Source organism: Vibrio sp. 1151_11, assembly GCF_029478525.1.
Lineage (GTDB): Bacteria > Pseudomonadota > Gammaproteobacteria > Enterobacterales > Vibrionaceae > Vibrio > Vibrio anguillarum.
Genome location: NZ_SHMN01000003.1, coordinates 45,169 through 69,960 on the forward strand (window position 1 = coordinate 45,169; position 24,792 = coordinate 69,960).

At 45.1% G+C, this 24,792-nt stretch carries 27 protein-coding genes; 11 read left to right on the forward strand and 16 right to left on the reverse strand.

Features of this window, described 5'->3' with window-relative positions; translation table 11 throughout:
- Positions 1-413: 413 nt before the first annotated feature.
- The 4 genes from EXZ60_RS03330 to EXZ60_RS03345 all read right to left on the reverse strand — a co-directional run bounded on the left by EXZ60_RS03330 (position 414) and on the right by EXZ60_RS03345 (position 4,646).
- Positions 414-1,388, reverse strand: a complete 975-nt coding sequence (locus EXZ60_RS03330) for a chemotaxis protein (RefSeq protein WP_026027355.1) — start codon at positions 1,386-1,388, stop codon at positions 414-416.
- Positions 1,389-1,412: 24 nt separating this feature from the next.
- Entirely contained in the window at positions 1,413-2,156 is a 744-nt protein-coding gene (locus EXZ60_RS03335) for a transporter substrate-binding domain-containing protein (RefSeq protein WP_277435337.1), read from the reverse strand.
- A 193-nt stretch (positions 2,157-2,349) separates the two neighbouring features.
- Entirely contained in the window at positions 2,350-3,030 is a 681-nt protein-coding gene (locus tag EXZ60_RS03340; RefSeq protein ID WP_013856664.1) for a response regulator, read from the reverse strand.
- Complete coding sequence (locus EXZ60_RS03345; protein WP_115339864.1) at positions 3,027-4,646, reverse strand: sensor histidine kinase; 1,620 nt, start codon at positions 4,644-4,646, stop codon at positions 3,027-3,029. Before EXZ60_RS03345 ends, EXZ60_RS03340 begins: the two co-directional genes overlap by 4 nt.
- A gap of 360 nt (positions 4,647-5,006) precedes the next feature.
- Between EXZ60_RS03345 and EXZ60_RS03350 the strand changes: the two genes are divergently transcribed.
- The 5 genes from EXZ60_RS03350 to EXZ60_RS03370 all read left to right on the forward strand — a co-directional run bounded on the left by EXZ60_RS03350 (position 5,007) and on the right by EXZ60_RS03370 (position 10,096).
- Positions 5,007-5,261, forward strand: coding sequence for a hypothetical protein (locus tag EXZ60_RS03350; RefSeq protein ID WP_013856662.1), 255 nt, complete (start codon positions 5,007-5,009; stop codon positions 5,259-5,261).
- Positions 5,262-5,405: 144 nt separating this feature from the next.
- Positions 5,406-6,842: a TolC family protein gene (locus EXZ60_RS03355; protein WP_094127064.1), complete on the forward strand. Its 1,437-nt coding sequence runs from the start codon at positions 5,406-5,408 to the stop codon at positions 6,840-6,842.
- Complete coding sequence (locus EXZ60_RS03360) at positions 6,839-7,813, forward strand: efflux RND transporter periplasmic adaptor subunit (protein ID WP_017042989.1); 975 nt, start codon at positions 6,839-6,841, stop codon at positions 7,811-7,813. The genes EXZ60_RS03355 and EXZ60_RS03360 overlap by 4 nt, the downstream gene beginning before the upstream one ends.
- Before the next feature lie 5 nt (positions 7,814-7,818).
- A complete protein-coding gene (locus EXZ60_RS03365) occupies positions 7,819-8,967 on the forward strand; it encodes an ABC transporter permease (RefSeq protein ID WP_069211970.1) in 1,149 nt (382 codons plus the stop codon).
- The gene (locus EXZ60_RS03370; RefSeq protein ID WP_129532555.1) at positions 8,960-10,096 is read left to right on the forward strand and encodes an ABC transporter permease; all 1,137 of its coding nucleotides are present in this window, start codon (positions 8,960-8,962) and stop codon (positions 10,094-10,096) included. Before EXZ60_RS03365 ends, EXZ60_RS03370 begins: the two co-directional genes overlap by 8 nt.
- Before the next feature lie 4 nt (positions 10,097-10,100).
- Here EXZ60_RS03370 and EXZ60_RS03375 read toward each other — a convergent pair whose 3' ends face one another.
- The gene (locus EXZ60_RS03375) at positions 10,101-10,475 is read right to left on the reverse strand and encodes an ATP-binding protein (RefSeq protein WP_026028306.1); all 375 of its coding nucleotides are present in this window, start codon (positions 10,473-10,475) and stop codon (positions 10,101-10,103) included.
- Between the two features lie 137 nt (positions 10,476-10,612).
- Between EXZ60_RS03375 and metA the strand changes: the two genes are divergently transcribed.
- Both metA and pilW read left to right on the forward strand, forming a co-directional pair.
- A complete protein-coding gene (metA, locus tag EXZ60_RS03380; protein WP_013856656.1) occupies positions 10,613-11,554 on the forward strand; it encodes a homoserine O-succinyltransferase in 942 nt (313 codons plus the stop codon).
- 145 nt (positions 11,555-11,699) lie between these two features.
- Complete coding sequence (gene pilW / locus EXZ60_RS03385; RefSeq protein ID WP_094123773.1) at positions 11,700-12,413, forward strand: type IV pilus biogenesis/stability protein PilW; 714 nt, start codon at positions 11,700-11,702, stop codon at positions 12,411-12,413.
- A gap of 22 nt (positions 12,414-12,435) precedes the next feature.
- Here the strand turns inward: pilW and EXZ60_RS03390 are convergent, their stop codons facing one another.
- From EXZ60_RS03390 to EXZ60_RS03400, 3 genes are all read right to left on the reverse strand, one after another.
- Positions 12,436-12,657 (reverse strand): hypothetical protein, encoded by a 222-nt coding sequence (locus EXZ60_RS03390; protein ID WP_017048653.1) that lies wholly within the window; start codon positions 12,655-12,657, stop codon positions 12,436-12,438.
- Positions 12,658-12,719: 62 nt separating this feature from the next.
- Entirely contained in the window at positions 12,720-13,754 is a 1,035-nt protein-coding gene (rlmF, locus tag EXZ60_RS03395; RefSeq protein WP_277435282.1) for a 23S rRNA (adenine(1618)-N(6))-methyltransferase RlmF, read from the reverse strand.
- Positions 13,754-14,257 carry a M48 family metallopeptidase gene (locus EXZ60_RS03400; protein ID WP_194566728.1) on the reverse strand — a complete coding sequence of 168 codons (504 nt, stop codon included), beginning with the start codon at positions 14,255-14,257 and terminating at the stop codon, positions 13,754-13,756. The genes rlmF and EXZ60_RS03400 overlap by 1 nt, the downstream gene beginning before the upstream one ends.
- A gap of 164 nt (positions 14,258-14,421) precedes the next feature.
- On the opposite strand from EXZ60_RS03400, the gene EXZ60_RS03405 reads away from it, so the two are divergent.
- Positions 14,422-14,649, forward strand: coding sequence for a glutaredoxin family protein (locus tag EXZ60_RS03405; RefSeq protein WP_010318599.1), 228 nt, complete (start codon positions 14,422-14,424; stop codon positions 14,647-14,649).
- A gap of 23 nt (positions 14,650-14,672) precedes the next feature.
- Here the strand turns inward: EXZ60_RS03405 and EXZ60_RS03410 are convergent, their stop codons facing one another.
- On the reverse strand, positions 14,673-15,542 hold the full coding sequence (locus tag EXZ60_RS03410; RefSeq protein WP_026027359.1) for a LysR family transcriptional regulator: 870 nt from the start codon (positions 15,540-15,542) through the stop codon (positions 14,673-14,675).
- Positions 15,543-15,696: 154 nt separating this feature from the next.
- On the opposite strand from EXZ60_RS03410, the gene EXZ60_RS03415 reads away from it, so the two are divergent.
- From EXZ60_RS03415 to EXZ60_RS03425, 3 genes are all read left to right on the forward strand, one after another.
- Positions 15,697-16,911 (forward strand): MFS transporter, encoded by a 1,215-nt coding sequence (locus EXZ60_RS03415; RefSeq protein WP_277435283.1) that lies wholly within the window; start codon positions 15,697-15,699, stop codon positions 16,909-16,911.
- Between the two features lie 69 nt (positions 16,912-16,980).
- Positions 16,981-17,547 (forward strand): DUF1415 family protein, encoded by a 567-nt coding sequence (locus tag EXZ60_RS03420; protein WP_026027360.1) that lies wholly within the window; start codon positions 16,981-16,983, stop codon positions 17,545-17,547.
- Positions 17,548-17,690: 143 nt separating this feature from the next.
- Positions 17,691-18,266 carry a nucleoside triphosphate pyrophosphohydrolase family protein gene (locus EXZ60_RS03425; RefSeq protein WP_010318603.1) on the forward strand — a complete coding sequence of 192 codons (576 nt, stop codon included), beginning with the start codon at positions 17,691-17,693 and terminating at the stop codon, positions 18,264-18,266.
- 228 nt (positions 18,267-18,494) lie between these two features.
- On the opposite strand, the gene btuD is transcribed toward EXZ60_RS03425, so the two are convergent.
- The 7 genes from btuD to cobT all read right to left on the reverse strand — a co-directional run bounded on the left by btuD (position 18,495) and on the right by cobT (position 24,649).
- Positions 18,495-19,250 carry a vitamin B12 ABC transporter ATP-binding protein BtuD gene (gene btuD / locus EXZ60_RS03430; RefSeq protein ID WP_277435284.1) on the reverse strand — a complete coding sequence of 252 codons (756 nt, stop codon included), beginning with the start codon at positions 19,248-19,250 and terminating at the stop codon, positions 18,495-18,497.
- Positions 19,237-20,232, reverse strand: a complete 996-nt coding sequence (btuC, locus tag EXZ60_RS03435) for a vitamin B12 ABC transporter permease BtuC (protein WP_029388300.1) — start codon at positions 20,230-20,232, stop codon at positions 19,237-19,239. The genes btuD and btuC overlap by 14 nt, the downstream gene beginning before the upstream one ends.
- A gap of 139 nt (positions 20,233-20,371) precedes the next feature.
- Positions 20,372-21,400: a succinylglutamate desuccinylase gene (locus EXZ60_RS03440; protein WP_194661926.1), complete on the reverse strand. Its 1,029-nt coding sequence runs from the start codon at positions 21,398-21,400 to the stop codon at positions 20,372-20,374.
- A gap of 222 nt (positions 21,401-21,622) precedes the next feature.
- The gene (locus EXZ60_RS03445) at positions 21,623-22,225 is read right to left on the reverse strand and encodes a histidine phosphatase family protein (protein WP_088732562.1); all 603 of its coding nucleotides are present in this window, start codon (positions 22,223-22,225) and stop codon (positions 21,623-21,625) included.
- Positions 22,222-22,821, reverse strand: a complete 600-nt coding sequence (gene cobU, locus EXZ60_RS03450; RefSeq protein WP_094133604.1) for a bifunctional adenosylcobinamide kinase/adenosylcobinamide-phosphate guanylyltransferase — start codon at positions 22,819-22,821, stop codon at positions 22,222-22,224. The genes EXZ60_RS03445 and cobU overlap by 4 nt, the downstream gene beginning before the upstream one ends.
- The gene (locus EXZ60_RS03455; protein ID WP_277435285.1) at positions 22,821-23,621 is read right to left on the reverse strand and encodes an adenosylcobinamide-GDP ribazoletransferase; all 801 of its coding nucleotides are present in this window, start codon (positions 23,619-23,621) and stop codon (positions 22,821-22,823) included. Before EXZ60_RS03455 ends, cobU begins: the two co-directional genes overlap by 1 nt.
- The gene (gene cobT, locus EXZ60_RS03460) at positions 23,621-24,649 is read right to left on the reverse strand and encodes a nicotinate-nucleotide--dimethylbenzimidazole phosphoribosyltransferase (RefSeq protein WP_277435286.1); all 1,029 of its coding nucleotides are present in this window, start codon (positions 24,647-24,649) and stop codon (positions 23,621-23,623) included. Before cobT ends, EXZ60_RS03455 begins: the two co-directional genes overlap by 1 nt.
- Between the last annotated feature and the right edge of the window lie 143 nt (positions 24,650-24,792).

A 24,792-nucleotide genomic window follows, 5' to 3' on the forward strand; every position in this document is an offset into this window, starting at 1 on the left:
TATGTCTATATCTACCTAAGCTAACGTTATAATTTTGACACCGCCAATTACCTCCCCCTTGCCATTTTACTCTCAGGGCGTAGAGCCAAGGGAGGAGAAGAAAAACACAGAGTTCACTCACGCTCAGGGTAAATGAGATGAAAGGAAAGCAGAGAGAGCAAGATAAAAACGTGATCGGAAAGACAAAGCGTAGAATGAGGAATCATGAAATGTGAAAGAATATTACATTTTGACCAATCTAATAGAGTTTGATCTTCCTCCCATCTCTCCTTACTCATCACTCGCTATTCGCGCCGCTGAGCTTAACGTTCAAAATTGTGATAAAACAAAAAGAGCCTCAAATGAGACTCTCCTTAATTGGTCACCGACTGACCGCTATACCCAAACAACTCTAAGTGGGGAGGGTATAAAGGTTAAGCAAATACATATTTATCCATCAGGGTGACCATTTTGCCAATTTCGGGTTTGGTCAAGGTATCATCAGCACCCAGTGCTAATGCTTTGGCTCGGTTATCATCACTCATGATCGAAGAGAACATCACTATCGGCGTTGTTTTATAAGTTTCGCTGTCACGCAAGCGCTTCAACAAGTGCATACCATCCATGCGCGGCATTTCTACATCCGTTACTATCGCATTCACTAACTCTGTCACGGGTACGTTTTCGGACTTGGCTACTTTTTCAATTTCCATCAATTTCTCATAGGCTTCACCACCGTCTTTACACGCAATAATGTTGTAGCCTGCAGAGCTTAATGTATCTTGTATTAAGCTTCGGATAAACGCCGAATCATCCACCACCATGATGGTTTTCGCATTACGTTTGCTGATCATTTTTTGGTTGAGGTCGACCGATCTGTCCACCGTGACATCGTATTTTTCCATACTCAATTCAGGGTTGATGTCAGCGATGATTTTCTCAAAATCCAAAATCATGATCAGGTTGCCATCTTTGCGCACAACCGCCACGACGCAATCTTGCTCACCCGCTTCTAAAAACTGACTCGGCGATTCAACATCGTTCCAAGAAATACGGTGAATACGACTAATGCTGTCAATCAAAAAGCCATTGGTCATGCGGTTAAAATCCGTCACGATAACAAACTTTCGATCAAGGCTTGGATTAGTAGGCACACCAAGCCAACCGGCAAGATCAACTAACGGAGTCAGTACATCACGTGACGAAAATACACCGATCATATGCGGCTGAGCATTGGGATAATCGGTGGTATCAGGAACTTGTATCACTTCCCTAACTTTCGCAACGTTAATGCCGTAATAGCAGGTTTTCGTGCGTCCATCTGGCAGTACCTTTTCTAAATGGAACTCAATAATCTCAAGTTCGTTGGTACCACTCTCTGTCAAAATTGTACTACTTGGGTTGCTCATACTGGTCACTAATCTTAAGAATGGTTATTGGTATTTGTTTAATATGGCTTGATATCGATTAACACCGTCTTCATTAACCGTGTTCTTTACTTTATCAATACCCATTTGTAAATCGTCTAATAGTGTTTGGTCTATATTTTTATTAAAAGCATAGTAAAGTAATCCCTGCTTTAACACATAAAGTGTTTCAAATTGATCGGGGGCATATCCTGCTTGTTTTATCCACCAATGGGCTGACCGTTCATCGTATGCAATCAAATCAATACGCTTTTTCACTAACTGCTCTGCCAACATAGTGACATCCGTTGCTTCTTGCATTGAGTCTCTCGGAACACCATATTGCAATAGCATTTGTTCGCCGACGTCATCTTTTATCACCCCGATCTTATAGGAGGTAATTTCTAAAGGTTCCCCAAGTTTGATATTACTGCCTTTACGTGCAATTACCGAAACTTTGATGTCATCAATTGGGCCTACCCAATGAAATAATTCCTCTCTGTGTGACGTCCTTGTTGTCGAGAAAAGTACCCCGTCTTTTTTCAAGATGGCAGAGCGGTAAGAACGAGCCCACGGTTGCAATACGATTTGGCTCAATAACACCTCATGCCCTGAGAATGTAGCGGCTTCTTGAAGTAAATCAACCGAAATTCCAGTGATTTTGCCCTGATTCATAAAATTAAAAGGGGGGTAGGCCTCTGTATAATACGTTAGTGTTTCAAGACTAGCGGGATAAGCAGGTGATGATGCCAACACACTGATTAGCCACATAGGTAGAATAGTACGCAGATATTTGATTACGTTCATCCTCTCTCCTACATGATGTTATCTGCCTTTTGTCCTTAAACTTTAGATGGGGTTTGAAACGCCGTCTAGTTGATCGCAAGCATTCATCATCAACAATACGAACGACGTGATTAAATAGCATTAAATTTCATGCGGTTAACCCATTAAATCTCTCGGCCTAACGTACAACTTTTTTATAGCAACGCTCCGGGCGACCAACCGTGCCGTAATTTAAGTCGGCGGTTAGCTCACCACTGCTGATTAAATATTCCAGATAACGCCTTGCCGTGGTTCGACTTGCGCCAATTTTTTCTCCCGCTTCGTCCGCGGTCAAACTGCATGGTGTGTTAAAAAGATGGCGTATTTTGTCTAGCGTAACCCCATCAATTCCTTTAGGAAGACGCAGATGAGTGGGAAGCTCACTGGTATTGGCTGTCAACATTTTATCAACTACGTTTTGGTCAACATCAGCCACAGAGCCCAACTCTAATTGTTGGGTTTGGTATTTCTTCAATGCCGATTCAAGACGGGGAAACATTACTGGCTTGAGCAAGTAATCAACTACGCCACCACGCATTGCCTGTTGTAGCGTCTCAACATCGCGCGCTGCAGTAATCAAAATCACATCACAGCCTTGGTTGTTGCCTCGAACTTTCTGTAAGAGATCGAGCCCCGTACCATCCGGTAGATAAACATCCAGCAATACTAAATCGGGTTTGAGGATATCTAACTGCAATTGGGCATCGGCGTGAGTCGTTGCAATGCCAATGACTTCAAATCCCTCAATTTGTGTCAGGTAACGATGATGTAATTGCGCAATCGCGATATCATCTTCAATGATCATGACACGGGTATTCATACTTGTTCTTCCTTAGGCAGATAAACCGTAACTCTTGTTCCAACATCTTGATTACTTTTCATTTCTAGCTGCCCTTGATAGCGATCAGCTAACTGTTTTACCAGGTGTAAACCCACACCTCGGTTATGTTTTGCTTTGCTAGAGACTCCCTTTTGCCATAATTGCTGTGGCGACATTTGTTCGGGTAAACCACACCCTTTATCATCCACTTCAAGAATAATTTCGGCACCATAATCGCTGAGTGACACTTCAATGATGCGTCGTTCTTGTGTCACCCGTTTTTCATTGCGGATCATCGTGAGTGTCGCATCAAATGCATTGTCAATCAGGTTACCCAAGATAGTGACGATATCTTCGGCATTGATACGCTGCGGCAAAGGTTCTAGACGCGATCCCTCTTCAACGACTAACTCCAAACCGAGTTCACGAGCCCGCTCAGTTTTACCCAGCAGCATTCCAGCAATGAGTGGATCTCTAACTGTCTCGCGTAGAAATTCAATGAGCAATTGGTAATGAGCCGTTTCTTGGCCGATTAAATGCTGAACCGCTTCCAGCTCTCCCATCTGTACAAGCCCACTGATGGTGTTGAGTTTGTTGCGATGTTCGTGAGTTTGAGAGCGAAGCATTTCAGCATACTCTTTGGTTTGGGAGAGTTGCTCGGTTAACTCGTTGATTTCATCTCGGAGGCGGAAGCTGGACACCGCCCCAACCACTTTACCGTCAACAATAATCGGACTTCGATTGGCGATCAGACGCTGTTGATTGAGGTACAGCTCGATGTCGTGATCAGGCGTGCCACTTTCAATAACACTCATGAGATCACTTTCAGGCAGAAACAGAGAAAGTGGTTGATTAAGCGCTTTCTCTCGGTTAATCGCCAAAATCTCACACGCACTTTTATTAATGGAACGAAGAATACCCGCCTCATCAATACTTAAAATGCCTTCCTTTAAGGTACTCATGGTGACATCGAGTTCGACATACAATCGGCCAATCTCTTCTGGTTCAAAACCGAGTATCGCTTTCTGAAAACGGCGTGAGGCGTAGCTGGAAAGTACAGCATTCGCCAGCACTACCAGCAGTGCCATCCCAATTAGGTAGATGAGAAAAGGTTCAATTTTATCTTGTAGTCGTTCTATTAAGTAACCAACTGACACCACACCAACGATTTGTCCTTGGGCATTTTTTACCGCCGATTTTCCACGCACGGATTTACCCAATGAACCCTGAGCAAAAGAAACGTATGACTCACCATGTAGCAAAGCTTGATCGTTATCTCCCCCTTTCATGGGAAGACCAATTCGTTCATCAACAGGATGGACTAAGCGGATCCCATGTTGATCGCCGATAACAATGAAGGTTGCACCGATTAATTTTGTTAACTCTCGATAACGCTGTTGGTGATCCACCCCACTACCAGATTCAAGCATATCGACCACTGATGGAGTTTGTGCAAGAAATGAAGCAACCCCCAAAGCCTTTAAGCCCATCTCTTCTTCTTGAGAATGTTTGATGTACACAAAACCAGCGGCAACTAACAGCAGTAATTCAATCAACCCTGAAAGGGTCATTATGATCAGCATACGCTTACGAAAACTGATACTACTCCACACCATAAATCCCTCTTTAACTCTGCATACAAGCTAACACTTATTTAACATTTGAGCGAAGAGAGAAACGAATAACTGTGAACAATACTACGCATTCCACGCACCATTTTGGTTCGTTTTATTGCAATCTATTTCGAAGACTTGCCAAGAAGAATATGCACAAGGTTTTATAAAAAATTATCATGGTTATTTCGTGATCTATATCACGCCTATTTTAGAAAAATTTTATCTCATAATGCCAAAGCATTTGTATACTAATTGTGCAGTGAAGAAGATGATGAGGAAACCTCACAAAAAGATAGCCCTATAATAACCATACCAATTGCTATCGATTCCATTCATAACATTGTCAGAAGGACACTTACAATGAAACGCGATGCCTTTGGAATTTGCCTTTCCCGAGATATGCTGTTTAACCATTTACAGTCAACCTTTACTCACGTTCGGGCTTATGAAGAAATAGCGACTGAGTCAAATGATGACCTGAGAGTGCTGCTCGCTTTCCCGCAGATGTCGGGTAAGGACGTACTGACCACGATGCAAGGCAGTACAAACGTAAGAGGTAGTAAAAAATTGGTTTGGCGGGCCGATTATCTCTGCCCTTCTTACCATAAGTATTAAATTTAAATATTGAATTTTGATGATATGCGCTTCATGCTAGCGCATATCACTTGCTGTTATTTCGACATTTCAACCCATCACACTGTTGACTTCCGCAGCAAAAAACTAGAGCATTAACTCTAATTATTATTACTCGAGCTTAGCATGAAAGCGAAAACACTCAGCCTATTCGTCTTTACTCTGCTTGGTGCTGCCCCTTCTTTCGCCGCGCCGATTTCCTTTCAACAAGCATGGGATCTTTTGCAACAGAGCAATAATTCACTTGCCGCTGGGCGGGCAAATGTCGAACGCTATCAGCATATTGAAAATTCCACAGACAGTCTCAATTTGCCTGCTGTTTCTATTGGTGCAAACTACACGCGTTTAGACCAAGATGTCACTTTGTCAGGAAAGCAGATATTCGATAGCACTGGGCAATCTATCCCATCATCTTTGGGGCCAGTTTTAGGACCGATACTCGCCAGTGCTGGCTCCATCACATCAACCATCACCGAACGTGATATTTTCAGCTCTTCGATTCGCGCTATTTGGCCCATTTTTACAGGCGGACGGATCAGCGCCGCACAAGCCGCTGCGGAAGGTAAAAAAGAAGAAGCACAAAGCCAGCTCGCAATGGAGACACAAGCGCGCTATGAAGACTTGAGCAAATATTACTTTAGTGTTCTTTTGGCAAAAGAGGTTTTAGTGACTCGCCAAGCCGTTGAGCAAGGGTTAACCAAGCACCGTGATAATGCACTAAAGTTAGAGCAACAAGGACAAATTGCCCATGTGGAACGGCTACAAGCTGAAGCCTCATTAGATAAAGCAACGGTTGAACGCAAAAAAGCACAAAAAACCTTAGATATTGCCCAAAGCGCACTAACCCAAATTCTAGGTCAAACAGAAAAAGTCGAGCCAAGTGGTTCACTGTTTGTCAATGACCGCTTACCGCCGCTCTCTGTTTTTGTGGAGCAAACGCTCAATACCTATCCGGGCTTGGCACTACTTGAAGCAAAAGAAAAGCAAGCAAGCAGCTTGATCAAAGCTGAAAAAGGCAAATACTATCCAGAAGTCTACCTTTACGGTGATTACAGCCTACATGAAGACGATTCGCTGGCCAGCCAAATGAAACCGGATTGGTTAGTGGGTGTTGGGGTCAACATTCCGTTAATTGAAACATCGGGTCGCAGCGATCAAGTCAAAGCAGCGCACAGCGCAGTCTCACAAGTACGTTACTTAAAGGCGCAAGCTAAGCAAGATTTGAGCGTGTTGGTGGAAAAAACCTATTTGGAAGCCGAACAAGCATTGGAAGAAGTGATGGGACTAAACTCAAGTCTCACACTGGCTAATGAAAACCTGAACCTACGCCAAAAGGCATTCAGTCAGGGTTTAGCAACGTCTTTAGATGTGGTGGATGCAGAGCTCTACCTTGCTAGTATAAAAACGCAACAGTCATTAGCCAGCTTCAACTACTTACTTTCTTTAAATAAGTTACTGGCATTGACCAGTGAAATGAATACTTTCCCTATCTACACACAATCAGCGATTTTGTTGCACTCATCAATGACTCACGAATCACCTGCTCAAAAGGATGCCTTATGAAAGCCGTAAAACCAACACTGATTGCTCTTGCTGCTGTGGTGGCGATCTCTTGGGTAGGCTATCGCTTTTACCAAGCATCTCAACCTAAACCTGTCCGCTTACAAGGTCAAATTGAATCTCAACAATACAGTATTTCCTCAAAAGTTCCCGGCCGTATTGATCAGGTACTGGTGCGCAAAGGCGATAGCGTTGAACGTGGCCAGCTCATTTTCACGCTGCACAGCCCTGAAATTGAAGCCAAATTAGATCAAGCGATTGCGGGTCAAAAAGCGGCGGGAGCACTGGCTAAAGAAGCAGAAACAGGCGCACGCGATCAACAAATTCAAGCAGCGAAAGATCAATGGCTTAAAGCCAAAGCCGCAGCGGATTTAATGGAAAAGACCTATTTGCGTGTCAATAATCTTTACCGTGATGGTGTCGTCGCTGAACAAAAGCGTGATGAAGCCAATACCCAATGGCAGGCCGCTAAATATACTGAAAGCGCCGCTTTTCAGATGTATCAAATGACCAAAGAAGGCGCACGCTCTGAAACTAAACTCGCTGCCGCGGAAAAAGAACGTATGGCTGCTGGTGCCGTAGCGGAAGTTGAAGCTTATGCCGCGGACACTAAAATTGAGAGTTGGTTTGACGGTGAAGTGTCCCAAGTACTGCTGCAAAGCGGCGAGCTGGCTCCACAGGGCTTCCCTGTCGTTACTGTCGTGGATACCCAAGACTCATGGGCGGTGCTCAACGTACGCGAAGATCAACTCAAGCATTTTACGAAAGGCACAACATTTACGGCTTACTTACCTGCTTTAGAAGCCAAAGTAGAATTTATCGTTTCCCACATCGCAGTGATGGGTGATTTCGCCACATGGCGATCAACAGACGCCTCACAAGGGTTTGATTTACGCACCTTTGAAATCGAAGCTCGCCCTACCACACCTGTCGAAGGTTTGCGTATGGGAATGAGCTTAGTGGTTGAGCTATAAGCCTTATGTCGATTCAGGTTCGCCCTCAATGGCCTCTGCTGCGCCATGATCCTTGGCTATTGTCTAGCCTAAGCTGGATACCAATAGTATTGGCATTCAGTATTTGGTGGATTTTCTCACAAGGGATAGTGCGCGATCTGCCGATTGGCGTGGTCGATTTGTCTCACAGCCAATTGTCACGTCAATTGATAAGAGATTTCGATGCAACCTCGACCATGGCAGTCACGCACCAGTTCCAAGATGTCAATCAAGCCAAAACTGCGTTAATTGAAAGTGACATTTATGCGTACGTTGTCATTCCGTATCAATTTGATAAATCAATATTTCGTGGTGAGCAGCCACAAGTATCGACCTTCTTCAATAGCCAATACATTTTGGTTGGACGATTGATCAACTCTGCTATTGTTCAAGCACAAAGTACGTTCAATGCCCAAGTGGATGTCGTAAAAAACCTAGCGACTAGCCAACAAACCACATTGAGTGCGATGGGGCGAGCCGTACCAATCAGGACACAGATTACGCCCCTGTTTAATCTCAATACAAACTATGCGCAATTTTTAGTCTCGGCGGTTATACCCGCTCTTTGGCAAATCGTGGTCGTGGTCAGTACCATTATGATTTTGGCAGCAAACCATCGTCACTTTGGTTTGCAAACGTGGCTTGGAGAAAAGCCATTACGAATTTTAACGCTAACATTGATGCGTTATCTGCCGATTTTTATGTTGCAAGGGATTGGTTTTTTAATCTGGTTTTATCAAATATTAATGTGGCCAATGCACGGCAGTTTTGCTCTATTGATTATCGCACAACTTGCAATGACGCTCGCCTGTATGATCATGGGCGCACTCTTTTTCTTTCTAACACTCGATCCGGCAAGAGCGATGAGTTTTGCTGGCGCTTTTACCGCACCAAGTTTTGCGTTTATGGGCATTACGTTCCCAGTGACGGATATGAATACTCTAGCGCAGTGGTGGCGAAGCCTGCTACCAGTGAGTCACTACATTGAAGTGCAAGTAAGCCAAGTGAGTTATAACGCTGAATTGCTGTCATCACTTAAGTATTTAGTGCCAATGCTGGGCTATGCATTGCCGCTGCTGCTCACTTTGATTCTTATCCGTAAACACAAGCAAGCCGAGCGAATCAACCATGACTGAAACTACGCGATTCATTGCTCTACTTAAAGCAGAGCTAAAAGCGCTATTCACTAACCCTGTGGTGCTGTTGACTGTCTTTGGTGGCGTGGTTTTTTACTCCTTTTTATACCCTTTGCCTTATACGCAGCAAACTCCACGCGAGCAGACACTCTCGATTGTCAATCTCGATAAAAGCCAAGCCAGTTACCAACTAGAACGCATGGTTGACGCAACGCCACAAGTCAAAGTGATTCAACGAGACAGTACCATTGAAGATGCCAAGCAGGCTTTTCTTAACCGCAAAGTTAGCGGTATTTTAGTGATTCCTGAACATTTTTATAAAGACCTACTACTTGGAAAAAGTCCAACACTGGCCTACGCTGGCGATGCCTCTTATTTTCTAGTGTACGGCACCATCGTTGAGGGCTTATCGCAAGCTGGTGGAACCTTAGCCGCGAAAAGTAAAGTGTCACGTTTAGTGATGGAAGGAGAACCGCTTTCTCTGGCCGCTCAGCACTATTCCGCCACAAGCATCAACCTAAAACCGACCTTTAACCCACGCATGGGTTATGTTGATTACGTTGTCCCAGCGGTGTTTGTTTTGATCTTACAACAAACCATGATCATGGCGGCAGGATTAATGGGCGGAACACAAAAGCACGGAAATGGCTATTGGAGTCATACCACACCACTACGATTAATATTGGTACGCAGCATTGTTCTTGTTGCTGTTTATTATCTACTCAGCATGTACTACTTTGGTGCCAGTTTTACCTCACATGGTATCAACACCCTCGCCAGTGCGGGGCATTTATTGCTACTTCTACTGCCTTTCTTACTGGCCTCTTGCCTATGCGGCATTTGGCTTGGTTCAGTTACACCGCGGCGAGAATTGGTGACGTTAGTGGTATTAATCAGCTCAATGCCACTGATTTTTTCAGCTGGTTTTATTTGGCCGTTAGAAGCAATTCCACGCCCTATCATTTGGATATCCAACCTCTTTCCAAGTACGCCTGCCATTCAGAGTTTTCTCAGTTTGAACCAAATGGGTGCATCATGGGATCAAATCAGCACTCAGTGGGGGATCTTGTGGGTGCAAGTGTTTGGTTGGGGAGCCCTTGCTTTTTACCAACTCCAGCGGAAGCGTTAATTAATCATTCCTGCCACTGCTGACGCATACGCTCAACAGTGGCATCATCGATACCATGAACATTCTGGTACTGCGCACGGCAAACATTAATCACTAAGGTTGCATGGTAACGTTTAGCCAACTGGCGGTAAGCTCGCATCTCCCACTGTCGAACAAAAGTATTCGCCACAACAACGTCCTCACCTTGCGCTAAACAGCGCTCCACTTGCTGTTGACACCACCGATGAGCTTGCTCGATTTTATCTGGCTGATAACAATAGTTGCCTTTCTCATTGATAAAATACATATCCGCTTCAAAATGCTTTGCATGTAGCGTCCTTGCTAAGGTGCTTTTGCCTGAGCCGGGTAATCCCCTGATCAAAGTTAAGGTTAGCGCCATGTGTATCCAACAGGTAAGTAAACGGATATCCAATAGTAACCAATTTCACAGCAAGATTCATTTTGCTATCGACATCTGGTTTTGATTAAGTTAAGTTCGGCAGTATAGACGTCCAAAAATAGCTTAGGGAGAAAGCTGTGCCGATTAAGATCCCCGACCAACTGCCAGCCGGTGATGTACTGCGTCATGAGAACATTTTCGTGATGTCAGAAACACGTGCCGCCACACAGGGCATCCGTCCACTGAAAGTTTTGATTTTGAATTTAATGCCGAAGAAAATCGAAACCGAGACTCAGTTTTTGCGCCTGTTATCCAATACTCCGCTGCAAGTGGATATTGAATTACTGAGAATTGATGAGCGCCCAAGTAAAAATACCCCCACTGAGCATTTGGAGAACTTTTACCGTCAATTTGAGATGGTAAAAAATCGCAACTTCGACGGGCTCATCATCACCGGAGCACCTTTGGGGTTGGTCCAATTTGAAGATGTGATTTATTGGGAACACTTAAAAAGCGTGATGGAATGGGCTAAAAATCACGTCACTTCCACACTCTACGTTTGCTGGGCAGCGCAAGCGGGGCTAAAACTGCTCTACAATCTGCCCAAACGAACTCGCAAAGAAAAATTATCGGGCGTTTATCATCATGAAATCCACCATCCCTTTCATCCGATATTACGCGGCTTTGACGACACCTTTTTAGCGCCCCATTCTCGTTATGCTGATTTCTCACCAGAATACTTAGCCGAACATACGAATTTAGATATTCTCGCCACCTCTGATGTGGCGGGTGTGTACTTAGCCTCAACCAAAGATAAACGTAACGTGTTTGTCACAGGTCACCCTGAGTACGACGCACATACACTGCATGGTGAATATATTCGAGATTTAGGTGAAGGGATGGAACCCGCAATCCCAGTCAACTACTACCCCAATGACAACCCAGATAATAAGCCAGTCGCCAGCTGGCGAAGCCACGGTCACTTGCTGTTTGCAAACTGGTTAAACTACTGTGTTTACCAACAAACACCTTACGACCTTGAACACTTTAGCGAAGATAAATTTACCAAAGACGATTAGTGTTTCATGCCTGATCATCTCAGTAATGAGGTGTTCAGGTTTTCATCAAACATAGTGCATACTGACTCGCATTCTTCTCTGCTCTTTCCCCCTCGATCTTCTGATTTCCTTATCATGCGTCTAAGCCATTTAGGAGCTGCAGATAATGAAAAAAGTACTGATGATATTGATAATGTTCACGTTATCGGCCTGTGTCACCGTGAACGAAAAAGGTGAGCCTGAAGTAAAAGCGGATCCGGTTGAAATGGCCGAATCTCGCATTGCGCTCGGCCTAGGCTATTTAGAAAATGGCAACATGAGCAAAGCACGTGAGAACTTAGAAAAAGCCACACAACATGCGCCGACTTACTATCGCTCGCAACTTGCGATGGCTCACTACTACGAAACTGTCGGTGAAACAGAGGCCGCACGTAAAACCTATCAAACCGCGCTTCGCGCCCATCCCAAAAACGGCAATATTCTCAATAACTACGGCACATTTTTGTGCAAGCAGGGCGAATATCAAAAAGCCGATGAATATTTTAACCGCGCCATTGCTCAACCCTATTATTACCTTGTCCCAGCAAGCTATGAGAACGCAGCCTTTTGCGCGTTAAAATCTGGCGATAAAGAACAAGCGCGCTACTATTTTGCAAAAACATTAGACCATGACCCTAATCGAGCTCGTTCATTGCTGCAATTAGCTAAATTGGAAATTGACGCTCAACAATACACGCAAGCTCGCATTCGCTTGATGCAATTTAATCAGCGCTACGGTAACCAAAAAACATCGCTTCAATTATTGGTAGAGTTAGAGAAAAAGGCAGGAAATAAAGCGTTAGAGAAAAAATATCAAGCGGCGCTCGATACCTTTTCCTAACATCGTATTACTAGGGCAAGGGTTATTTGATATTGGTAGGTCTACCGTCTTTGCCACCATTACGGTCACGATAGTGGATACGGCGAAGACGTCTGACTTTCTGAGCGCGCTGAATTTTTTGATATTCGCGATAGATAATACGAATAAAAAACCCAAGCCCAATCATCGCAAGCAAGGCAAACAGATAAGCGAAGGGCTGGCAGATCCATCCGGGTTGGCAAGGTAAATAAAGGTCAAAGTCCATACCTTACTCCTTCTATTGCTATCTCAACTCACTGACCAATATAGTCAATCAACGAAGTCAGCCTAGCACTTTGCCGCTAACCATTGTTTGCGTTGACTGTCATTTTGGAAACTCCATGCGATGAATCGACTCACTTTTTGCCCTTGTTGCATTTCAACAACCTTCACCACTGCAGCACCCACTTTATCTAACTGTTTTTGCATCCAACGTACATTCTCTTTTTTAGAGATCAATGTGGTGAACCACAGCACTTGCTGAGCGTAGTGTTGACTTTCAAAGGCCATGTTTTTAATAAAGGCAGCTTCACCACCGGGGCACCATAACTCAGCTTTTTGTCCACCAAAGTTGAGCGTAACCGCCTTACTTCTGTTAGCGTCTTGCCCCACAATTTCTTGACCTTTTTTGACTCGATTACGCTGTAAATTTTTCAACTTACGTTCGCTGCCTTGCTGCGCCTCTACTTGTGATGCATGAAAAGGCGGGTTGCACGTGGTGAGATCGTAACGCTCATTTTCTTGAATAATCTGCTTAAAAATATGTTTTGCATCGCTCTGCAAACGGCATTCAATACGCCCATTGAGCGAAGCATTACCATTAACCACCAGATTGGCGGATTTAATAGAGATAGGATCAATATCGCTACCAACATAGCGCCAGCGGTACTCTGCCACGCCCACTATCGGATAAATACAGTTCGCTCCGATCCCAATATCAAGTGCTTGAACCTTTTCATGCTTGATTGCTGAGCACTCATCTAGCAGCAGATCGGCCACGCGATGAATATAATCAGCTCGACCAGGGATCGGCGGGCACAAATACCCAGCGGGAATATCCCAATGGGTCACATGATAATGATGTGCCAATAACGCTTTGTTGAGCATTTTCACCGCCATCGCATCGGAGAAATTGATGCTCGGCTCACCACTCGGGTTGCGAATAACAAAGGGCTTCAAAGCAGGCAGTGTATTAATCAGCGCGGGGAAATCGTATTGTCCTTGATGCTGATTACGAGGATGTAACCCCTGCTTTGCTTTTAACGCAGGTTTTTTATGGCTAGCTTCAGGTTGGCTTTTCTGCGACTTCGCTTTGGCTGACATTACTGCTCCTCTTTTAAATCGAGATACATCATAAACAATCGTGCATCAAACTCGAGCTGATGATAATTCGGTTCCATATGGCAACACAGTTGATAGAAGGCCTTGTTGTGCTCTTTCTCTTTGATGTGAGCCAGCTCATGTACCACTAGCATGCGCAACAGCGGCTCCGGTGCTTCTTTAAACATGCTCGCTATGCGGATCTCATTTTTAGATTTGATTTTCCCACCATGCACTTTGGCAACATAACTGTGCAACCCTAGTGCGTTATTGATAATGTGAATTTTATTGTCGTACACCACTTTACTGATCGGCGCCGTTTTCTTCATGTATTGATTTTTGAGATCAATCGCGTAGTTAAACAACGCTTTTTCACTTTGAATCGAATGGCGTTGCGGGTAGCGTTGTTCAAACCAACTAACGAATTTACCGGCCGTGATCAACTGTTCAACTTGTGAAATGAGATGAGGCGGATAGTTTTGTATGTAACGAAAAGATGGATGCATAGCCCAGCAACTGACTCATAAAAAGGCGCTAAGTGTAACTGAATCAAGCCTGCGTTTCATCTTTCCAATCACAAGGAGCAAGGCTTCGCATCCGAGAGAGTTGAAACTCAGCGCCTCGGTGGGTAAACTTGCCGCCCTTTATGTTCGGTTAATGAGTGAATTGGATGAAACGTATTGTGCTCTACGTCAAAGATAAATGCCCGCACTGTAAAGATGCTCAGCGCTATCTTGACGCCAAACAGATCCCCTACCGCTTATGTAACGCAAAAATGCAACGCGGCCGGAAGGAACTGGATGCGATCGGCGCGCGCAGTGTACCGGCTTTAAAAATTGGTGATCGGATTATGATTGGCTGGAACCCAAACAACTTTGAAAAAATCTATCAAAGTTAATCGAACGATACACATAGCCCCTTTCACACGTACTGTTTCACAAATTCAATAAAAGTACGGTCGGCATTAGACAAATAGCCCTCTTTGCGCCATGCGAGGGCTAAATCTAACCAGACTGGCGGTTCAAAAGGGATCGCTCGTACATCCGGTTCATGCTCCGTTACAAGCTCTAATAACGCAGTCACTGCGTACTCATGTTTGACAATACTTAAAATCATTGGCAACAGATTGGTTTCAAAAGAGAAATGTGCGCTGAGCTTATGCTCTTTACACACTTTATCAATGAAGTCGCGGTGGAAATAACCGGGCTTAAACATTACCAATTCATGCTCAAAAAAGGTCTTAAAATCTATCGATTCTCGTTGTGCTAACTCATGTTCTTTCCCCACTACCGCCACCATTTGCGATGATAAGAGGGGATCAACCTCTAAATCCGGAGGAAGATCATGATTGAGGATCACACCAATATCTAGCTCACCACTGAGCAACATTTTTCTAATCGACTGAGTTCCCGCTTCTATCACCGTCATTTTTAGCAAGGGAAAGTGACTTTTAAAAGCCATTACAATTTCTGGAAAGAAATAGGATCCCATCATGCTCGGCGCGCCGAGCCTCACTTCACCTTTGACGAGCCCTTTAAGCTCATCCATCGCCAATTGTGCATCTTCAAGTTGCTGCAAAATACGAGTGGCGTGTTCATATAACACTTGCCCTTCATGGGTCAGCGTCACTTTTCGCTCATCTCTTTTTAGCAAAACAACCCCTAATTGCTGCTCAAATTTTTTAATCGAAATACTAAGCGCTGGCTGCGCAATGTGCAGTTGCTGGGCTGCTAAAGTAAAGCTGCCGCACTGAACCACAGCCGAAAAATGTTTTAGATGGCGAGTATCCATAGCTTTATGATTCCACAAAATCAAACGAAGCGAGATTCGTCCAACGAGGTTGGGATATATTTTATATATCACGACGATATTTTTAATATATTTTATTAATCACTAAGCCACTGCTACTGTGATCACAGATACATAACGTAAGTGAAGCGTAATCATGATCGAAATTGGCAGTAAAGAATACCGAAAAGTCACTTGGGGGCTTGCTCTCGGCTCGTTCTTAGTCTTTTGTAATCTCTATCTTTTTCAGCCAATGTTGCCCTACCTTGCTACGCATTTTTCGGTTTCGGAAACCCAAATTAACTGGTTATTTGCCGCATCAACCCTCGCACTCTCCGTCAGTTTAGTCCCTTGGGCAATCAGCTCTGAATCCTTTGGCCGCCGCAAAGTGATGTTATTAGGGCTATTCATGATGCCATTAATCGGCAGCTTAATGTTGATCAGCCAACAGCTATGGGTGCTGGTTTTAACACGTGCACTAATGGGCGTCGCATTGGCCGCCTTTGCTTCGGTTGCCGTGGCTTACATGGCTGAGGAGCTTTCGCCTCAAGCATTTAGCCAAGCGATTGGCGGTTATATTGCTGCGAATTCATTAGGTGGTATTAGCGGCCGAATTTTAGGCGGTATATTGACCGATGCCTTTGGCTGGCAACAAGCCGTGATTGTGATTGCCATACTCACTTTCGTATGCGCCATCATTGTGCTGTGGTTACTGCCCATTCAACGCAATTTCACGCCGCAACGAGGCTTGTTCTTTCACCACAACCGTGCGCTAGTAAAACATCTTTCTAACCGCACACTGTGGCTAGCGATGCTGATTGGTGGCACTAACTTCGCGCTGTTTGTTAATCTCTACTCAGTGATGGGCTTTCGGCTTGTCGCCGAACCCTACTCGCTACCGATTGGCTTAGCCTCATTGATCTTCCTATGTTATTTGGCGGGAACACTCAGCTCGAAACTGACCGCCAACTGGACAAAACGCTACAATGCCATTTCGGGCATGATGTTGGGAGCCTTGCTCAGTTTATCGGGGATGTGGCTAGCCTTGGTTGAATCAATCCCGTTTATGCTGATCGGTTTAATGTTGATCAGTTTCGGCGCGTTTTTTACCCATACGCTCGCCTACTCATGGGTGAGCCAAAAGGCCAGCAGCGCAAAAGCAACCGCGACCGCTCTATATTTGGTTCATTACTATGTAGGTGGCAGCCTCGGCGGGTTTTTCCTACTCTATTGCTGGCAAAATGGCGGTTGGCCGGTGGTGGTTTCGGGTGGAATGGTGTTGTATGTGGCGATGTTTTTTCTCTGTTGGAAATTGCGCCATGATGACCGCGCCCTTGCGCACCGCAAACCGCTGCATGAATTGATCAAGTAGTGTTATCCACTCACTTTATCAAAAGACTCATGTTATGCTTGCGCCAAATTGACTGTTTTAATAAGCACTATGAGCGTAACGATAAATAAAACCGCCATCACAACTGAAGTCGAACAGTGGCTTAACGATGTGGTGATTGGCTTAAATCTCTGCCCTTTCGCCGCAAAACCACAACGTAACCAGCAGATCAAAATTTTCGTCAGTGAAGCCGATACTGAAGAACAATTGCTGCAAGACATTTTGCAACAATTGCTAGAGTTAGAAGGCAGCTCGGCACAGTCTCTTGAGACCACCTTAGTGGTGGTGCCAAACATGCTCGAAGATTTTTTTGAGTACAACTTTTTTATCGATTGGGTCGAAGCATTAATTACGCAACAAGATTGGCAAGGCATCTTCCAAGTCGCTACCTTTCACCCTCACTACTGTTTTGGCGGCACACGCCCCGAAGATGACGAAAACCTAACTAACCGTTCGCCGTACCCTATTTTCCATCTTATTCGCGAAGAGAGCATGGAAAAAGTACTCAAGCACTACCCTAACCCAGAAGCGATTCCCGATACCAATATCGCTCGTGTTAGTGCTCTAAGTGACCAAGAACGCCGCCAACTGTTTCCTTATTTGTTTCTCAATAAGTAACCCTGTTCTTTAACCAAACTGATGGCATGGGTCGCAGCTTTGCCATCAGTTTGTTACTATCCATTTTCTTACTATCAGTTTATTACTATCAATTTGTTACTACGCGTCACAATCCCTGTTAACCAAACCAATGGACCGAGATAATGCATTTATCCAAGCTTACTCAAGAGATTTACGATCATCTTTACCGCGATATTACCGAGTTTCGTAGCACCTTTGATCTCCCCGTTGCTGATGCCAGCAGCTTAAACGATAAAGCTGACACGTTGCATACTTCGCTCGCGATTGAAGAGTTGACTGAACTTGCTGAAGCTGACAATAAAACAGAACAAGCGGATGCGATCATCGATACTGTGTATGTTTTGATGGGTCGTTTAGTCCACCTTGGACATAGCCAAGTGAGTGACAACTTAGCGATCAGCTATTTGATTGATCTTCTGCTCAATGTTGCCGTAAATCGTGGCATCGAATTTATTCCATGCTGGGATGAAGTACACAGCTCGAACATGAGTAAAGTATGTCGCAATGAAAAAGAGTATGCCGATACCCAAGCCTACTATGCTGAGCAAGGTATTGAGCTGATGGCCGTACAAAAAGGCGACTACATTATTGCTAAATGCGCACAAGATTTTGTCTCTGAAGGCAAAACGATTCGCCAAGGTAAAGTGCTCAAATCAGTCTATTACCGTCCTGCTGACCTTGCTTCATTGACGCAATAACCTTGCAAAGACTCAGATAAAAAAAACCACCTTGTGGGAGCAAGGTGGTTAAGAGACTTATAAAAAGCCTAACAAGAACGAGAATGTATCGATTCTATTAATGCGATTGGCGTGCCAACTTTCACATAAAACCTAACTATTTGTTTTTAATAGACTTACTATTTTTATCATTCTATCTTCAGCACATTGATGCGCTAAAAGTGTGCTAACTGCACGACAGTTGTGCTTTTAATCAAAGATAAGGTAAGGCTTTCCTTCAACAACAACCTGCTTCACCTGAGTCTGAAACGCTGCACTTAACGCTTGGCTCTCTAATACTTGTTCAACCGAGCCGGAACTTTGCAATACGCCATCTTGCAGTAACAGAGCGCGATCGGCATGGCGCAATGTTCGATTGAGATCGTGATTGGCCATTACTACCGCTATCCCTTGCTGTGCAACCTCTTCAATCAAACGATAAAGCAACCCTTCTTGAGCAATATCAAGAGGCGCCGCAGGTTCATCTAATATCAATAACTGCGCGTAAGGGTTTAAGGTTGGCCAAATTTGCAAGCAAATACCGGCCAAGCGGACACGTTGCCATTCGCCGCCTGACAGTTGGTGAATGGATCGATGCAATTTGTCTTGAATATTCAATCGTTGAGTGAGATGAAGCACGGCTTGATTAACAACCTGAGAATGTAAATCGGCGCAACTGGGGATCGCTAAGGCAAGATATTGATAAACATCGACATTAAAAACAGGCTTGTCGTTTTGCGACAGATAAGCTCGGTGCAGTGACAGCGCCTCTAACGATGCGCTTGAAAGCTGAAGATCACCAATGTAGACCTCACCTTGGCTCTCTGTCACACCAGCTAACGCCGACAGTAAAGTGCTTTTTCCGCTGCCATTAGGCCCAATGACATGCAGCACCTCTCCCGCTTGGCAGGTAAAAGAGAGTGGCAATAAACGTGATGAAACCTGCAGGCTATTAACGTGAATCATGGTTTTTCAACAACATCCAAATAAAAATCGGCGCACCAATGGTGGTAGTGACGACACCAAGTGGAAGCTCAGCAGCATTAAGCGCCGTTCTGGCAACGGTATCCGCGCAGACCAGTAAAAGTGCGCCGAACAGAGCCGACATAGGTAAAAGGTAGCGGTTTTCAGAACCAAACGCCAAACGCAATAAATGCGGAACAACCAACCCAACAAAACTGATCACACCGCCCAATGCCACCGCAGCTCCTACCAGCAGCGACACGGCAAAAATCAATTTCCAACGTAGTCGATGCACATCCACACCTAACTGCTTTGCATGAGTTTCGCCCAACATCAGTTTGTCTAACGTTTTTCCTTGCAGAGCAAGCCAGATGATCACAGGAAGCGCAGCTAATGAAAGCGTATGTTGATACCAGCTTGCACCACCAATACTGCCCATCAACCAGTAAACCAGTTGCCTTAAACTGAGATCATTACTGAAATAAAACGCCCATGTCACCACAGCACCAGATAAAATACCCAGCGCCACACCGACCAGCAGTAAGCGGGTTGTACTTAAACGCATCGCTTTAGCCATGCTGACCAGTAAAAGAGTAAACACCATCGCACCGGCTACGGCACAAAGCATGAAAATTTCAGGTGAGGCCAAAGCAGGGAAGAAAAACAGCACCACTACCATCGCCACACTGGCGCCACCAGAAATACCAAGCACGCCCGGCTCTGCCAAAACATTCCCTAATAGCACTTGCAGCGCCGCGCCTGATACGGCTAGTGAAGCACCAATGATGACGGCAGAGAGCAGACGAGGAGCACGAAGTTCAGTCACTAACTGCCATTCCAGTGGTGACCAAGTGTGAAATGGGCTGATAAAGAGTTCACCCACCATCAAATAAAACGCACTCATCGTAATCAACAATGCCAGCATAGCGTAGAGGGCGTAATGCCAGCGACGCTGTTTTTTTAAGAGTAACTGATTGAACGTCATGCGCTTATATGTAAGTAAGAGAAACAATAATGGCCTAACCTTACCGTTAAGCCATTTAAATAGAAAGTGATATACCAAAGCAATCGCCTGTTAACCTTGTCAACAGGTCAAAAGATTAACAAGCCAAAAGTACCATCGGTTAATCGTATACCAATTGATCGTCTTCATAGCGTGTCGCCACTTTGCACACCATTAACGCGGCGCGCTGGCCTAATGCCACTTTTCGGTTAGGAAATACGATCGCTTCATCTTCATTTTTCGCCATGAGTGGCTTTTCACCATCATGACCAAATACCTCACCATGTTTAAACGCGGTGAAGTTTTCGACGTTATCATCAAACATGAAATCAAAATCGTCATGCAAACGGACGATGGTACGGCTGACACGATAAATGGTTGGCTTTCTTGGCAAGTGTTCAGGTGTCGCATTGGCTACCAAATCGCGCATGGCTAAGTCAAACGCGACTAATCGCTCTAGGTTGTTTTGACCAAGAGGTGCGACTTGCCCCAGCTCAAGCGTTAAAGCTTGCGCGGCAAAATTCTCTGCACTGTACCAACTGAAGGTACTCGAGGGTGAATTTGAAAGCAGCACCGCTTCGATATGCGCACTTTCAATCAATGCCATCAGTGCGCGGCTGCGGACAGGATGGCGAGATTTGGGGCTGACGGCAAACGAATAATGTTTGGAGTGACGAATCGCACAGTGCAAATCAAGATGCCACCGGTTTTGCTCAGCGGTGTGTTCGAAAAAGTCTTTCACTGTCTGTTTGAGATGCTGTGCAATCTCTCTTTCTAGGGAGGTATTGCCCTTTTTATCATCAAATAAACGGTTCAAATTTTCTTGCACGAAACGGGTATGTTGATTCGTCGCCTGAGGATGAGCCACAATAAATAAGCAGCGGTGTTGGACCGCTTGAAAATCTGACTGAATATCATCCACCAGCTTATTTACTAATTCCATTGGCGCAGTTTCGTCACCATGAATACCGCAAGAAATAATGATGTGCTTACTCTCATCGTTGAGATGAGCGGGAATCACTTCGAGCACTCCACGCGAGAGCACTTTAAGCGTAATACCAGCTGCCGTTTTGATTTCGCCAGTGACCATTTCTTGGTCTAAATCCAAACTATCAAATAGGAAAGATTGGCGGAAAAGGGACTTCGTCATGCGTTACTCCTTTATTGCACAGCGGTATGTTAATGAATTGTAGAAGCAATTTATGTTGAGGCGATCCCACTTATCAAGATGGATAAGGGTAAACTTAACTCATCAACGATCGTCTCAATACCTTATACAAAATACGCTTAACCAGAGGCCGGCGTTAATTGCCGGGAATTCTATCATTAAATCTGATAGTTACTCCATACTCTACTGCATGCTCACCCGGTGCTAAATTTGAATTCCGATGCTCTTCACACTCACATTCTTAGCGTTATCTTTTCCTATTTGGATATGAGTTAATGATTGATAGTCGATATTCAACACACTATACCAATATTGGTTTTGCCAATCAGTGCCTAGAACATTGGCAAGTATCATTCTGATTGTTCCACCATGAGCGATGATTAAAGTGTCTTGCTTGATCTCTTTAATCTGAGCCTCCCAAGCACGAGTTACACGCTGATGAAAATCGGCCAAGTTTTCTGCATTCGGTAGTTGATGTTGGGCCGGATTGGTCCACAAAGTTTCCACTACTGGCCACATCGATTGCAGTTCATCAAAGGCCACGCCATCGACGTCACCAAAATCCATTTCTTGGAAATCAGGCTCAATTTGGTAATCCAATTTCGGCTGCTGTAAAACCAGTTGCTGCGCTAAATCATGGCAACGGCGTAGCGGCGAAGTAATGATGTTTGAGAAGGAGTAACGGGATCTCAGCAAAGTGTGAGCGATCTGCTCTTGCCGATGCGCTTCAACGAGCACATCTGTTTTACCATTGAGCGCAGGCCGACCGACGGTTTTACCGTGGCGCATCAAATAGAGATTGATCATAGTGAGCCTTTTAAAGCGGTGTCGTTTAGAGCACTGTCTTTTAAAACGATGTCTTTTAAAACAATCGGTAAGCCCGCCGCAATAAAGCTCACTCGGGTTGCTAACTTGGCTAGCGCTTGGTTAAGCCAGCCCGCGTTATCGACAAATAAGCGCGAAATCTCCCCCATCGGGATCACGCCAAGGCCCACTTCGTTAGCGACGATAACCAAAGTGGCGGGCGTTTGCTCAACGGCAAAACAGAGTTGCTCGACTCGCTTTTTTATCTCCGCTTCGTGAGCTTGCTGGCCATGGTTGTAGATAACATTATTCAGCCACAGCGTTAAGCAGTCCACCAATACCACATCATGTGCCGAAAAAGTGGCAATTAACTCAGGCAGTTGTTCAGGGCATTCGTGCTCTTGCCATTCCGACGTTCTTTGCTGCTGGTGGTGAGCAATCCTTGCCTGCATTTCATCATCAAACGCAATCGCGGTGGCAACATAGTTAAGCTGAGCCTGCGGCAGCCGCATTAGCAGGGCTTGGTGTTCTTGCTTTGCGGCCTGTTCAGCGAAACAAGACTTACCGCTACGCGCGCCACCCAAAATCAAATGCACCATTATTCAATCATTCCCATGCTCAAATAACCCAACCCAGCGAATACAATAAGCAGCAGATAGATCAGCAGTTCCATAATCTGTTGTGCAGCGCCAAGGCAATCACCCGTGAAGCCACCAATACGCGCCATCAACCAAGCTTTGAAGAAAATACGAAAAACTACAGCAACCAATACCAAACTTAAGCTTACCTGCCAACCAAACCATAACGCAGGCGCTAAGCCGCACAGCAGTAGAAAAATGAGCTCTGGAAGGGTTTGTTTATTGACTAGCGGCTTACTTTTGCTGCTATCGAGATCGCTTACATACGGCATGTCGAAAATCAACGATGCCGCTATCGCACGGCTAAAACTGTAGCCTAGTACCCACACCATTAATACGTTGCCATAACCAAGTAGCGCCTCTAAAAAGAGAAACTTACACAGTAGCGCCATCACTAAACTGGCCGCACCATAAGTGCCAATGCGGCTATCTTTCATGATGCTCAAACGGCGCTCAGCCGTCATTCCTCCGCCAATGCCGTCCGCCATGTCAGTTAAGCCATCTTCATGAAACGCCCCTGTTAATAGCAAACTGGCCACCATCGTCAGTGCGATGCTTACCTCGTTCGGTAGAATCAGGATCAGCACACTGTAGATGGCACCGCAGATCGCGCCGAGTAATAGACCAACCAAGGAAAAATAGCGCCCAGATCGGTTCATTCGTTCACTGCAATAGGGCGTATTGTTAGGAATAGGAAGGCGCGAGAAGAAACTCAGCGCCAACCAGAACAGCTCTAATTGATAAGCGAAAGCGCGCAGCATTACACTGTCACTCCTGCGTCGGCAAAACTGGCCATGGTGTTGTAAAACTCGGCGGCCGCTTTGACCAAAGGTAGCGCTAATACAGCACCCGTTCCCTCACCCAACCTCAACCCTAAATTAAGCAGTGGTGTCGCGTTTAACAGTTCAAGTACGCGTTGATGGCCCGATTCATGGGACTGATGAGCAAAAATCATCAACTCGCGGCAATCAGGTTCAATAAGTGTGGCCACATACGCGGCTACCGTGACGATAAATCCATCCACCAGAATCGGCGTTTGCTGCTGGTAAGCGCCTAAAAATGCTCCGACCATTTGCACAATTTCAAAGCCGCCTACTTCCGCAAGGACCGTTTCTGGATCCAAACCACGGCAGCGTGTTACGCCTTGCTTCACCAGCTGTACTTTTTTCTGATATTGCTGTGTTGAAATGCCAGTGCCGTAACCAACACACTGCTCAACAGAATGTTTAGAAAGCGCCGCTAATATCGCAGAAGCGCTACTGGTATTGCCAATGCCCATTTCACCAAACATCACTATATTGGACCCCGCACGGATCACCTGCTGCACGGCATGATTGCCTAGCAGTAGCCCTTGCTTCACTTGCTCTACAGACATCGCCGCTTGGCGAGCAAAGTTCTCCGTTCGGCTACCTAAGCGCTGCACAAGAAAGTGCGGATTGTCGCTTTCTACAGGGAGTAAAATCCCGCAATCTATTACTTTCATCTCGACTTGATTGCTGCGACAAAAACAGTTGATGGCCGCACCACCCACCAGAAAGTTAAGCACCATTTGCTGAGTCACCGCGCTTGGCGCAATGCTAATGCCTTCATCTGCAATGCCGTGATCGCCAGCAAAGACCAGTACTGTAGGCTTATGAATGGTGATCTGCTGAGTGGGCTGAGGCTGATTTTGACTTTGGATTAAGGCGAGCTGGTGTGCTAATGACTCAAGTTGGCCCAGCGCTCCCAACGGTTTGGTTTTTTGATCGATTCTTTGCTGTATTGCTTGGCTATGATCTTGTTTTAACATTGCTTCTGGGCTCTTCCATGAAAAGAGAAGAGTTTACTCGTATTCGCTAGTATCGGCTAGGTTTTGCCTATTTGAGCCTAAAAAAACACCCCCTGTTTTCTATAAAATCAGGAGGCGTTTTTAGGTTTATATGGGCGCTATTG

What these genes read in the sequence shown, in the direction of transcription:
- EXZ60_RS03330 (WP_026027355.1), bottom strand. Translation starts at nt 1,388, where the DNA reads ATGAGCAACCCAAGTAGTACAATTTTGACAGAGAGTGGTACCAACGAA.
- EXZ60_RS03415 (WP_277435283.1), top strand. Translation starts at nt 15,697, where the DNA reads ATGATCGAAATTGGCAGTAAAGAATACCGAAAAGTCACTTGGGGGCTT.
- EXZ60_RS03420 (WP_026027360.1), top strand. Translation starts at nt 16,981, where the DNA reads ATGAGCGTAACGATAAATAAAACCGCCATCACAACTGAAGTCGAACAG.
- EXZ60_RS03350 (WP_013856662.1), top strand. Translation starts at nt 5,007, where the DNA reads ATGAAACGCGATGCCTTTGGAATTTGCCTTTCCCGAGATATGCTGTTT.
- EXZ60_RS03360 (WP_017042989.1), top strand. Translation starts at nt 6,839, where the DNA reads ATGAAAGCCGTAAAACCAACACTGATTGCTCTTGCTGCTGTGGTGGCG.
- btuC (WP_029388300.1), bottom strand. Translation starts at nt 20,232, where the DNA reads ATGACGTTCAATCAGTTACTCTTAAAAAAACAGCGTCGCTGGCATTAC.
- cobT (WP_277435286.1), bottom strand. Translation starts at nt 24,649, where the DNA reads ATGTTAAAACAAGATCATAGCCAAGCAATACAGCAAAGAATCGATCAA.
- EXZ60_RS03400 (WP_194566728.1), bottom strand. Translation starts at nt 14,257, where the DNA reads ATGCATCCATCTTTTCGTTACATACAAAACTATCCGCCTCATCTCATT.
- rlmF (WP_277435282.1), bottom strand. Translation starts at nt 13,754, where the DNA reads ATGTCAGCCAAAGCGAAGTCGCAGAAAAGCCAACCTGAAGCTAGCCAT.
- btuD (WP_277435284.1), bottom strand. Translation starts at nt 19,250, where the DNA reads ATGATTCACGTTAATAGCCTGCAGGTTTCATCACGTTTATTGCCACTC.
- EXZ60_RS03390 (WP_017048653.1), bottom strand. Translation starts at nt 12,657, where the DNA reads ATGGACTTTGACCTTTATTTACCTTGCCAACCCGGATGGATCTGCCAG.
- EXZ60_RS03425 (WP_010318603.1), top strand. Translation starts at nt 17,691, where the DNA reads ATGCATTTATCCAAGCTTACTCAAGAGATTTACGATCATCTTTACCGC.
- EXZ60_RS03375 (WP_026028306.1), bottom strand. Translation starts at nt 10,475, where the DNA reads ATGGCGCTAACCTTAACTTTGATCAGGGGATTACCCGGCTCAGGCAAA.
- EXZ60_RS03370 (WP_129532555.1), top strand. Translation starts at nt 8,960, where the DNA reads ATGACTGAAACTACGCGATTCATTGCTCTACTTAAAGCAGAGCTAAAA.
- cobU (WP_094133604.1), bottom strand. Translation starts at nt 22,821, where the DNA reads ATGGTGCATTTGATTTTGGGTGGCGCGCGTAGCGGTAAGTCTTGTTTC.
- EXZ60_RS03365 (WP_069211970.1), top strand. Translation starts at nt 7,819, where the DNA reads ATGTCGATTCAGGTTCGCCCTCAATGGCCTCTGCTGCGCCATGATCCT.
- EXZ60_RS03345 (WP_115339864.1), bottom strand. Translation starts at nt 4,646, where the DNA reads ATGGTGTGGAGTAGTATCAGTTTTCGTAAGCGTATGCTGATCATAATG.
- EXZ60_RS03335 (WP_277435337.1), bottom strand. Translation starts at nt 2,156, where the DNA reads ATGTGGCTAATCAGTGTGTTGGCATCATCACCTGCTTATCCCGCTAGT.
- pilW (WP_094123773.1), top strand. Translation starts at nt 11,700, where the DNA reads ATGAAAAAAGTACTGATGATATTGATAATGTTCACGTTATCGGCCTGT.
- EXZ60_RS03445 (WP_088732562.1), bottom strand. Translation starts at nt 22,225, where the DNA reads ATGATCAATCTCTATTTGATGCGCCACGGTAAAACCGTCGGTCGGCCT.
- EXZ60_RS03355 (WP_094127064.1), top strand. Translation starts at nt 5,406, where the DNA reads ATGAAAGCGAAAACACTCAGCCTATTCGTCTTTACTCTGCTTGGTGCT.
- EXZ60_RS03340 (WP_013856664.1), bottom strand. Translation starts at nt 3,030, where the DNA reads ATGAATACCCGTGTCATGATCATTGAAGATGATATCGCGATTGCGCAA.
- EXZ60_RS03410 (WP_026027359.1), bottom strand. Translation starts at nt 15,542, where the DNA reads ATGGATACTCGCCATCTAAAACATTTTTCGGCTGTGGTTCAGTGCGGC.
- EXZ60_RS03440 (WP_194661926.1), bottom strand. Translation starts at nt 21,400, where the DNA reads ATGACGAAGTCCCTTTTCCGCCAATCTTTCCTATTTGATAGTTTGGAT.
- EXZ60_RS03455 (WP_277435285.1), bottom strand. Translation starts at nt 23,621, where the DNA reads ATGCTGCGCGCTTTCGCTTATCAATTAGAGCTGTTCTGGTTGGCGCTG.
- EXZ60_RS03405 (WP_010318599.1), top strand. Translation starts at nt 14,422, where the DNA reads ATGAAACGTATTGTGCTCTACGTCAAAGATAAATGCCCGCACTGTAAA.